The sequence below is a fragment of the Sneathia sp. DSM 16631 genome (assembly GCF_014892235.1).
Taxonomy (GTDB): Bacteria; Fusobacteriota; Fusobacteriia; order Fusobacteriales; family Leptotrichiaceae; genus Sneathia; species Sneathia vaginalis.
In genome coordinates, this window is sequence record NZ_JADBHL010000019.1 from 1 (window position 1) to 12356 (window position 12356).

Annotated in this window: 7 protein-coding genes; all 7 read right to left on the minus strand. The window is 29.2% G+C overall.

Annotated features, from left to right (window positions below):
* A partial coding sequence (locus tag IMK15_RS05995; RefSeq protein WP_226869233.1) for a hypothetical protein occupies positions 1-5243 on the minus strand: 5243 nt, incomplete at its 3' end.
* Positions 5240-5752: a hypothetical protein gene (locus IMK15_RS06000; protein ID WP_192942248.1), complete on the minus strand. Its 513-nt coding sequence runs from the start codon at positions 5750-5752 to the stop codon at positions 5240-5242. The genes IMK15_RS05995 and IMK15_RS06000, both read right to left, overlap by 4 nt.
* A 483-nt stretch (positions 5753-6235) precedes the next feature.
* On the minus strand, positions 6236-6550 hold the full coding sequence (locus tag IMK15_RS06005) for a hypothetical protein (RefSeq protein ID WP_192942249.1): 315 nt from the start codon (positions 6548-6550) through the stop codon (positions 6236-6238).
* Between the two features lie 188 nt (positions 6551-6738).
* Positions 6739-7479 (minus strand): MurR/RpiR family transcriptional regulator, encoded by a 741-nt coding sequence (locus IMK15_RS06010; protein WP_192942250.1) that lies wholly within the window; start codon positions 7477-7479, stop codon positions 6739-6741.
* Positions 7480-7491: 12 nt separating this feature from the next.
* The gene (locus IMK15_RS06015) at positions 7492-8814 is read right to left on the minus strand and encodes a hypothetical protein (protein WP_192942251.1); all 1323 of its coding nucleotides are present in this window, start codon (positions 8812-8814) and stop codon (positions 7492-7494) included.
* A 19-nt stretch (positions 8815-8833) separates the two neighbouring features.
* Entirely contained in the window at positions 8834-10543 is a 1710-nt protein-coding gene (argS, locus tag IMK15_RS06020; RefSeq protein WP_192942252.1) for an arginine--tRNA ligase, read from the minus strand.
* Between the two features lie 65 nt (positions 10544-10608).
* Positions 10609-12054, minus strand: coding sequence for a magnesium transporter (gene mgtE, locus IMK15_RS06025; RefSeq protein ID WP_084710358.1), 1446 nt, complete (start codon positions 12052-12054; stop codon positions 10609-10611).
* Positions 12055-12356: the final 302 nt, after the last annotated feature.

Consider the following 12356-nt stretch of genomic DNA (forward strand, 5'->3'; position numbering starts at 1 on the left):
TTATCTAATTCACCCAATGTTACTTTATCAAATCTCGGATCTTTTCTTAGACCTATAAGTACACCTGTTCTTCCAGTTTTATTATCTTGTGTAACAAAAGTTTCTACATTTTCTGAAGTATAATCACCACCTTTTCCAGTAACTGAGGCATCAACTGACCATTCATCGTAATTTTTTGTTCCATCAAATTTTCTTCCTGTAAACTCTAATGTTTTTCCTAAACTCATACTCTTTTCAGTACTAGCATTAGGAGTTGATTTATCTGCTTTTACAATAAACGGTTTTTTTACTTGTCCATATGCTACTGCATCATTATCTGCTACACCATTTGCAATACCAGACATCTTAAGATTATTATTATCTTTTGTTAATGTTATTTTTGTTCCATTTTGTGTTAAAGTTATATTACTATTGTTATCTTGTGCAATTTCAAGACCTGTTGTTTCATTTCCTACATAAACTTTATCAAATCTTGGCTTATTCTTTATTCCTATTAATATTTTTGCATTATCGCCAGATTTTGAAATATGTGTTTGTACATTTTCAACTGTATATGTACTATCCCAATCTTGATATGTTTTTCCATCATTCTTCTTTTCTGTATTTCCCTTAATTTCTAATTTGTTTGGTAATTCAAATGTTTGTTTTCCATTTTTATCACCTTCTAATTTGAACTTTTTATTTTCATCAACATATCCTTTTAATTCTTTTAATTGCCATACATTTACTGCATCGGTATCGTTAGTTCCAGCTGCAAGTCCTATTAATTGTCTTGTAATATTTTTACTTGTATCTCCAATTGACAGTGCTGCTTTAGTAGCTAGTTTATCTGTAACTTTACCATCAGTATTTCCTGTTTTAGGATTATAGTATATAGTGTTTTTTGCTCTGTCTGCTAATGAATATGATCCTATAGCTACTGCACCTTCTACACTAGCCTTTGAATTAGCACCAACTGCTACTGTTTCTTTTTCTGTTGCAAATGCTCTAGCCCCTAAAGCTGTTGCTGCAACATTAGTTGCTTGTGCATGAGCTCCTATTGCTGTTGTTGCATTTCCTTTAGCAATAGTTTTAGTATAGTTACCACCTATCTTGTTATTACCTTCATTATATGAACTATCATCACTACCTATAGCTACTGCTCCACGTGAATTTTCCTCAATTAAAACATCATTACCCATTGCTATTGCTTGAGCAGATTTTACTGATATATTAATCCCTATAGCTGATGATTGACCTGCACCATTAGAAACTTCAGATTTACCTCCAAATACATATGAATCTTCTGCATTTGCTTTTGTTTCATTACCTATAGCTATACTTCTAGGACCTTTTGCTAATGCCTTTTCTCCTATAGCTACACTGATTTCACCTATTGCACGTGATCTATCTCCAATTGCAACTGCTGTCTTACCTGCTACAACATTTCCACCTATTCCTACTGAATAATCACCAGATTTAACACCATTACCTACTGATACTGATGATGTACCTGCACTTATTTCACCTATATTTGAATCCGTATTATCATCTGCTTTACTATTACTACTATTAGGTGTACCTATAACAACAGATTGTGCTCCTTTTGCTTTAGCTTCTTTACCTATAGCTATAGCTTTTTCTTCAACTGCATTTGAATCTTTTCCTAAAGCAATTGTGTCTTTTTTTGATGCTTTTGCATATTTACCTATAGCTATGGCATTTTCAGCACCACCTACTATAACTTTCTTTTTGAAATTATCTTTAAAAGCATCAAACTCTTTCTTTTCTGCTGGTGTAAGTTCTTCTTCTTTTTTACCCATAAAGTATGTTCTTAATAGGTTTTCTTTTTCACTATCTGTTAGGTCTTTTATTAATGTATTAAATTCATTCTTTTCACTTTCTGATAGTTGATCATACTTACTCTTAGCAAAATATTTTTGCAAAATCATTTCCTTATTATCTGCTTCAACTACAGCTATTTTTCTATTAAATTCTTTTTTTTCATTTTGTGTAAGGTCACTTTCCTTCTTATGGAAATATTTTTGTAATATTTTTTCTTTTGCATCTTTCTTTTCTTGTTCAGTTTTTGCATTAATTGATCTTACTAATTCGTCAAATATTTTCTTTTTCTTTTCATCTTTATTTACTTCTTGTTCTTTTAAGTAATAATTCTTTTCTAGTATTTCTTGTTTTTGTCTATCTAAATTCTTTGAATTATAATCTTTAATTAATGATTGAAATCTATTCTTTTCATCTTGATTAAAGCTACTTTCATCTTTATGGAAGTGCTTACGTATAATCATAGCTTGTTCAGATTCTGTTAAGTCATTTTTTGTTCTATCTTTAACATATATTTCTTTAGTATATGTCTTATTATCCCCAGTAGTTGCTCCATTACCTATTGCTACTGAATAATCTGATGTTGCTGTTGAATGTGAACCTATTGCTATTGCTTTTTCAGCTCCATCATATCCAACCATACCTATAGAATCATAATTCAATATTTGACCATTTAAACTCTTTAATGTTTCATTTATTTTTTCTTTACCATTAAATTCATAATATCTACCTGTTGCTGCCTTATTACCTATTGCTATTGATCTATTTCCTAATGCTTTTGATCTATCTCCTATTGCTACGGCTGTATCTTCAGTTTGTGTATTACCACCTAATGCAACTGACCAATCTTTTGCTATAGCTCCTGTACCAACTGCAACAGCATTTTCTCCAGATCTTGTATACATATTATTATTTAATCTTATTTCTTTATTAACAAGTTTTTGCTTTTCTTCACCTCTACTTACATCAATTATTTTTTGTTTTTCTAATATATCTAAACTTCTTTGGTCACCTGTACCTATAGCTATACCTTTATCACCTGTCGATTTTGTTTGGTATCCTAATGCTATACTATCTTTACCTATAGCACCTTTGTTATTATAGTTTGATTCATTTATCTTTTTAACTTCATCTTCATATAGAATAGTTTTTAATTTTTGTATTTCTTGTCCATTTTCATCAGTATATGTTATATATTTATCTTTTTCTTTTGCTAAATTTATTTCAGTTATTATTGCATCAAATGAAGCTCCATTATTCTTTATTCCATCAATTTTTTCATCAGTAATTTTTTTAAGTTCTATTTGATTAAATTGAGTATCATTTTTGTATTTCTTTTCTAAGTTTTCTACTTTAGCATTTATTTTTGTCTTATATGGATCAGGTAATTTGTCACCTCTAGCTTCTCTAGCTTTCATTTCTAATTGTCTACTCTTGTATTCGATATATTTGTTATAGTCTCTTTGTTTTTGCATTATTTCTTTAATGTCTTTTGATCTATATCCATTTTTATCTACTGACAAATAGTGTATACCATTATCAGAAATGTTTAAATCATCATCTTCTACATCCATTAATCCACTTTGGTTAATTTTTTCTTCCATGGCTTTCAATTGAGAGACATTAACAGCATCAGTATCTCTATAACCAGCAGCTACATTAACAATTCTTCTTTCTGCTCCTTTAGAACCAACTGATATTACCCCTATATTTTCTGTTGAAGGCATAGATAGTACACCCTTAGGTGCATAGGCATCTTTTTCTAATTCTTCTTTTGTATAATCTGTTTTTGATTTATGTCCTAATGCCATTGAATTAGATAGCGTTACTTGAGTTTCATTTCCAATAGCACTACCATTTTCTTTTTCTACTTTTGCTTTATTACCAAAAACTAACCCATTCATTCCTTTAGAATATGATGCCACACCCATTACTAATGAATTATCTGCATCATATGCTACTCCAGAACCTGTACCAATTGCAATAGAGTTCTTAGAAAATACCTTTGAATAAACACCTAATCCTAATGAATTTTCACCGTTAACATATGAATAAGACCCTAAAGCCATACTATTTTTAGCTGTTGAAAATGTACCATGACCTATTCCTACACTATTTTCAGATAATGCCATAGATGATGTACCTATTGTTATAGCGTTTTTTGAATCATTACTTTCTCCAACATTAGCTACCCCATTATGTTCTTTTTTTGATATATCAAAACTATAGTTATTTTGAAGATTATCAGAATTTTCTCTTTTATCTAGTGTATCATCTAGTTGATCTAAATTATCTTGTATATATGTATTACCAAATATAAACTCATTTTTTGCTTTTTGGTATCTTTCATGTATTCCTTTATCTAAAGAATTTGTTTTAACATTTGAATAAACTTTTTTACCTATAGAAATAGAATTTTCTCCACCTGATATAATATCATACCCAAATCCCATTCCACCTTTTTTTAAAATTTGAATATTATTACCTGCACCAACTGAATTATCTGAAAATACTTTTGTATCATTACCTATAGCAATAGCTCCTACTCCTTCAGCACGAGTATGTGTACCTAATGCTGTTGATTTTTCTTTTAGTGCAAATGCTAATGTTCCTAATGCTGTAGTCCCATTTTCATAAGCAATAGATCTTGACCCTATTGCAATCGCACCTTTACCTTGTGCTAATGTTGGGGAATATTTAACAGTTTCCCACATACTAACTTTACCATCAATATTTGTGAATCCATATTTAGGACCTTTTCTTTTAGCTATGTCTTCTGCGGTTTTATTATCTATTTTATTATATAATTTTTTAAAATAATTTTCGTAATCATATTTACTAATTCTATCATTATAGTATATATCAATATCATCTGACCCTATCGCAATTGATGAATGACCTATTGCATACGTATCATTTCCTAAAGATGTTGCTTGTGATACTGCCCTAGCATTGGATCCAACTGCTACACCTTGCCCAGATCCATCTGTTTCTTTATCGCTTTCAAAATTATAAACCATTGAATTAGCACCTATAGCAACAGAATTTCCCATTTTTGCATTAGCATTATGTCCAATCGAAACTGAATCACTAGCATTTGCCTTAGAACTATGCCCAATTGAAACTGACTCATCAGCTTTTGCTTCAGCTCCTAATCCTATTGCTATTGAATAACTTCCAACTACTTCTTTTTGTGGTTTACTATCATTTTCACCTTTTGGGTTTAAAGCAATTGCACCTGGATTATAATCAGTTTTCCACCCTACACCAATTTTTCCTTTATCTATAGTTATATTGTCCGCCATACTAACAATACTATTACTCATCATAAATAGCACTATCAAACTTGTCGTTATCTTTACCTTCTTTTTTAGGCTTCTTTTTAAATATCTTTTTACTTCTTCTATATTTATATTCTTCATTTGTTAATCACTCCTAAATAATCATAATTCGTTCTTTTCTTGTACTGTCTGTAGAACTTGTACTTGAAATAGTCTTGCTTATACAATGAGTTATCCTTAGTATCTGCTATGAATCTTTCTGTTTCTTCATCATCTAGTGATACTAATATTATCTGTACATTCTTTGGAAACTTCTTATCTTTTAATTCCTTTATACTTCTATTCTTTAATTTATCATTCTTTTCTTTTAGTAAGAATACAAATATTTTCTTACTAAACTTACTTAATCTGTCTTTATTCTTTTCTAATACACTTACATCTGGTAATATTACTAAAAACTCATTAGATACTTCCCTATCTATTTTTGATTGTGTTAAGAAATAGTCTGCAAACTCATAGTCTATACCCTGTAAGTCTACGTGTTTAGTAGTTTCTATTTCTTTAGTATAATATGCATAATTATCCAATGATCGTGATACTGTAATATTACTTAATATTACAAAAATCCATATTAAAATTCCTTTTTTCATTTAACCTCCATTTTTATCTATTTTTTAATGTTTATATTATAAAGTAAATATTTGCGATCTCTATCATTTTAACACCCCCCCCCCATAAAAATCAACTTTATTTTACACTGCTACGCATCCCATTATTTAACCTTTTATTTATTACTATTTCAAAGTTAATGTTTGTTTAACTCTCCACACAATACTTTTTTAACCTTGTTTACTTTCTTTTTTTTGTGTAATCAAAAAAGATAGCTTTTTTTCTAAAACTGCCTTTTTCTTACTTTTTCTTTTTTATTAATTTCATTAATTCAGCAACTTGTTTCTTCACCATATTTTCCAATTCAGAAACTTTTTTAACCTTTTCAGGATAATTATTTTTATTTTCTTCACCAAGCATAACTCCAACTCCAACACCGAATGCAAGATTTCCATTATTGTTTACTGAACCACTTAATTTGCATACGAAGTTACGTTCTTCATTAGTTCCACTAAATCCTACTGCTAATGTATGTTATCCTCCATAGTATCCATATGCTGTGAATACATTATGTCTATATCTTGAAACTCACTAGATACTTCCCTATCTATTTTTTGTGTTAGGAAATAGTCTGCAAATTCAAAATCTACTGCCTGTAAGTCTACGTGTTTAGTACCCTCTATTACATTTGTATAATATACAAAATTGTCTAAATTTTTTGCTAAAGTAATATTAGTCATTATTACTAAAAATGAAATTAAAAGCTTTTTAGTAGTTAAAAAATTAAAATGTTGTTTAATTCTATATAGTAGTTTAGATGGTATTACTGTATTCTCCATTTTTTCCTCTTTATTGTTATGCTTTTACTTGTTTTTGTTTAAAAAAAACGACTTTTTTATTTTATCATTTCTAGTCTGAAATTTTCAACAATATTTTACATATATACCCGTCCGTTATTTAACCACCAAAAAAAAAGCATAAATCTATATTGATTTATACTTTTTTCCGTTTATATTCTTTTTTTAACCTATTTTATCATTAACACAAGCTTTTCAATTATCATGGTTGCTGCTAGGTGTAACATAAGTCTTGATCTGACTCTTTTTCTTAAGACAGTGTTGTATACTGATAGCACAATATCACTAATATTTCCTAGTGTGTTATTACCTAGTGAACATATACAAGCTATCTTAACTCCATTCATTTTACTATTTATTAGTATATTATTAATTTCACTGTCCTCACCGCTAAGTGAGAATACTATTATCAGGTCATCTGGTCCAGCTATTTCTGGTATTCTTTCTATTGCATATTTTTCAATATAGTCATTTGACCAAAAGCCTAATAGCTTTAGTTGTCTATTAAACTCTGTACTAACTTGTGAACTCATACCTAGACCTATACAGAATATTCTCTTTGAATTTTTTATAGACTCAACTATTTTGTCTATAGTTTCTTCATTCAAAATACCTAGTGTTTTCAAAAAGTCCGACTTTATTGTTTCCTTTACTTTTTTAAAATCATTTACCTTATTCTCATTTTCATTCTCACGTATGTTGATAAGAGAAAACTTAAACTTAGAAAATGAACTATACCCTAACTTCTTACATGCACGTATTATTGTAGATGAGGATATGTATAAGGCATCCTCAATGTTTTTTATCTTCAATTCTTCTTTATTCTTATATTTCAACGCAAAATCTACAACAAGCTTTTCAGTTTCCGATAATTCTTTATACTTCTCTCCTATATTACTTAGAATATCCATCTACTTCTCCAATTATCTTAAACTACTTCCTACACTATTTATCAATTCAACAAATTCTTGATCTATATCTCTTCTATAGAAGTTTAGCATTCTATCTAGTCCCATGTATCCGTTATACATATATCTATTTATTTTTACAACCTGTCTTGATTTATCTATACCATTACCAACAACTCTCATGCTTACAGTTACTGTTTCTTTAGTGTTATCTTGATCATAGTCTACATTTTGAAAGTACTTTAAGTTAATATTTGCACCATAAGATACTTTTGTATATCCATATCTAGCTAATATTCTTTCTATTTGTGCTTCTTTTTCATAGCCAGCGTTTGTAGATAATGTATATGTTCTTTCATAATTACTTTTTTCTTTGTTTTCTTTGTATAGTCTGTAGCTTCCCTTGTAGTTATCAACTAATCTATGTGCATTGTAGAAAGCTTCAGCTGCTCTTTTGTAGTCTCCTCTTGATTGATAGTATAGACCTCTTTCATAGTATTCTTGAGCCTTAATTTGTTTTATTCTATTTCTACAAGCTTCTCTATACACATCTATATCACTTAGAATATATCTATAGTCAGAATACTTATTAAAGATTTCATATGCCTTATCGAATTTATCTATGGCTTTTTCATAATCTGCGAAATTATAGTCTCTTTTAGCATCGTTTAAGTATTCATTAGCATTACGTATGTCTATAGTCTTAACTAATGCATAGTATTTAGATTTTGAACCTAAATAATTTGAATCAAAGTCTTGATATGTAGTATATGTTAATTTTAAGTATTTTAATTGTTCATCTTCATATGGACTAGCCTTATACAAACTAAAGAATTTATCTGCTAACATTCTTGATACATCCTTATACATCCCAGAATATTCTGAAGAATATATGTTAATATCACGCATATCTTTTTGTATATTTGCTAGAGTATCTAATTCTCCTTTAGAATACATATTAATATTTCTTGCTATACTATACTCAAGACTACTAGCTAGTCTATTTGTGGTATATCTAGTTAGATAATTATCTCTGGTTAACACTTCTGGCATATATCTATTTACCATATATCCTACAGCAAATGCATCATACTTTATTTGTACATTATTTGTATTTTCTAATGACTTGTAGTAAGAATCTATTGTGTTAAATCTTTTTAAAATTTCTTCTTTTTCTTTTAATGATAACCCTGTATATTTATTGTCTCCTGCTATTTTTAATGTTGTTTTAATACTTTCCCTGTATTCTCCTCTTTCAAATTGATTCCTTGCAATTTGTGCATCACAAGAAATGAAGAAAAGTAATAGAGAAATGTAAAACAAGATTTTTTTAAGCATAAAATCACACTCCTTTATTTTACATCTTATCAACTGTCTTTATACCTAATAATCCTAAACCTTTTTTCAAAGCTTCTCCTACTTTTTGTGATAAAAGTACTCTTGCATTTTTTAATTCTTCTGTTGGTGCTGTTAATATCTTTTCGCTATTGTAGAAACTATTGAATTTCTTAGCTAAATCGTAGATATAGTCGGCAATAACATTAGGTCTTTTTGTTTCATATGCTTTAATAACTGATGTAGGTAATTTAAGTATAGTTGATACTAATTCTCTTTCTAATGGCGTAGAACCTTCTACTAATACATTTTGATTTTCATCAATACTATTTACCTTGTTTAGTATAGAGTTAATTCTTACATATGTGTATAGTAAGTATGGTCCTGTATTTCCTTCAAAACTTAAAACTCTATCCCATTCAAATAAGATAGGTGAAGTTCTATTTTGACTCAAGTCAAAGTACTTAATTGCACATACTCCAACTGCTTCTGAAATTTTATCTTTTTCTTCATCACTTAGGTCAGGATTTTTTACATCTACAACTTTTCTAACTTGTTCTTTTGCTTGATCTAGTAAGTCTGTTAAATGTATTACATTTCCACCACGTGATGATAGTATTACACCATTACCAAATCTCATTATTCCAAATTGTGTATGGTGTTTTTCATAATCATATGGAGCACCTAACATCTTAGCTATTTCAAATACTTGTTTGAAGTGACCTTGTTGTCTTTCATCAACAACATATATTGATATATCTCCACCTAATTCGTCTTTTACATATTTTATCTTTGCAAGATCTGAAGTTGAGTATAGGAAACTTCCATCTTTCTTTTGTACGATACATGGTGGTAGTTTATCTTCATCAAAGAACACTACTAATGCACCATCATCTTCTTTTGCTATACCACGTTTTTTTAGATCTTCTAATACGCCTGGCATCATGTCGTTATAGAAAGATTCTCCATTAACTAATTCAAATTTAATGTTCAATCTGTCATATACCTTGTTGTATTCTTTCATAGAGTAAGCTATGAATTCTTTCCATAGTGCAAGATTTACTGGATCTCCTATTTGAACCTTTCTTAATTCTTCTCTAGCTTGTTCTTCTAATGAAGGATCTTTTTTTGATTCAGTCGAGAATAGAACGTATAGTCTTTCTAATTCTTCTATTGCATCTTTTTCATAAGCTTCTCTATTTAACCACTTGTTGTAGGCAACTATCAATTTACCAAATTGTGTTCCCCAGTCTCCTATATGGTTATCTCCTAATACTTTGAATCCTATTTCTTCATAGATCTTCTTTATTGAATCCCCTATTATTGTTGATCTTAAATGCCCTATGTGCATTCTTTTTGCAATATTAGGTGATGAATAATCTATTACAACCAATCTATCATTTGGTATTTCATAATCAAATTTTTCCTTACCAAATTTCTTTATTTCATCATTAATCTTTTCTTTTGCTACAAATATATTAATAAATCCTGGACCTGCTAATTCTAATTTTTCAATTATCCCTTTTCCATCAAATTTATCTATAAATTCTTGTGCTATTTCACGTGGATTTTTACCTAATGTTTTTGCATTTACCATTGCAAAGTTTGTTTGGAAATCTCCAAATTCCTTCTTTGTTGAATTTTGAACATATTTACTATCTAATTCTATGTTAAAAATCTTTTTTGCATTTTCATTTAACACATCATAGACTTGATTTATTAGTAATCTCATATTTACCTCCATTTTTTTATTACTTTTTCTATATATTATACAATAATTTTAAAGTTAGTGTCAATTTATAGTTTTGTTATAAACATAGTTGCTAAACCTAAGAATAGGAAAAATCCACATACATCTGTTACTGTTGTTAATATTACAGCTGATGCCATCGCTGGATCTATATTCATAGCTTGTAGTCCTATAGGTATTAAATATCCTACAAGACAGGCAATTATACAATTTCCTATCATTGACAAAAGTATTACTACACCTAAGTAGATATTTTGAAAAGCTAAAGAAATTATTAATGCACATACTATTCCTATTAGTAGTCCGTTAATAAAGCCTAAAACTATATATTTTATTGATATTTCTAAATTATCATTACCATCATATTCACCAAGGGCTATAGACCTTATCGTTACAGCTAATGCTTGTGTTCCTGCATTACCACCCATTCCACTAACTATTGGCATAGTAACTGCTAATGCAACTACTTTGTCTATAGTGTTTTGGAATAAGCCTACTGTGAATGAAGCTAAAAATGCTGTTAATAGATTTATCAATAACCATGGTAACCTCTTTTTTGTAGATTCATATAGGGATGTATATATATCTTCATCATCACCAGTACCTGCTAATTTAAGCATATCTTCTGTATGTTCTTCTTGTATTACATCTACAACGTCATCTATTGTTATTATCCCCATTAAAGCCATCTTATCACTAACAACGGGAACTACCTTTAAACTATACTTTGAAACTAATAAGGCTACCTCTTCTTGGTCGTCTTTGGGATTAACATATTTAAAATTTTCTTCTGTAATTTCTGATAATAGGGTGTCGTCTGATGAACAAAGTATGTCTCTTAAATCGGCTTCCCCCATTAAAGCTCCATTTTCATCTAAGACAAATATTGTTTCTATATACTCTGTCTTAGGTCCTATTATCTTTATTTTTTCTAATATATCTTTCATCTTAAGATTTTTTTTGAAGGCTATAAACTGTGTTGTCATTATACCCCCAGCACTATCAGTTTCGTAACCTAATAATTCTCTTAACTTATTAGCATCTGATCTTTTCATGCTGTCTAGTAAGCTCTTCCTCTTTTGGAAGTTTATATACCCTAAAATGTCGACTATATCATCGGGTGACATATGTGAAAATATTTCAATAACTTCATCTTCTGGCAATATTTCAACTATCTTTTTTTGTATTTTTTCATCTGCTTCTTCTATTACATTTGCTTTTTCTTCATAGTCTAATGCATTCAAAATCCTTAATATATCTTCATCATCTTCAAATTCTTCAAATGATTCTGCTATATCTACATCATGATGTTCTTCTAAGTACTCATGCAATTCTTCCTCTGTCCCTATATTCCTTATCTCATCAGCTATTTCCTCACAACTGACTTTTTCTTCCTCATTTTCCTTTTCATCATAATTATCTGATAGTCTTGCCTTTATTTCTTGTTTTAATTCTTCAACTTTTTTCTCGCTCAACTTATCCATATTTTCCATTATGTACACCTCCTTTTATTTTAGCCTTTACGGTATATATAGTATAACAAAAAAAAGTAAATATATCTATTTAAAAATTAAAAAAATGCTTCTATCTCCAGAAGCATTAATTTTTCATTTTGTATCATTTCCTCGTAATTTTTTTAATTAGCCCCTACAATTCTAATACCATTAGACAAAACGCATAAACTATGGTATAATTTAAAAAAATATTATTAATTTTTTGGAGGAAAAACAAATGGCAAAACAAAAGTATGAAAGAAGTAAACCACACGTTAACATTGGGACAATAGGACACGTTG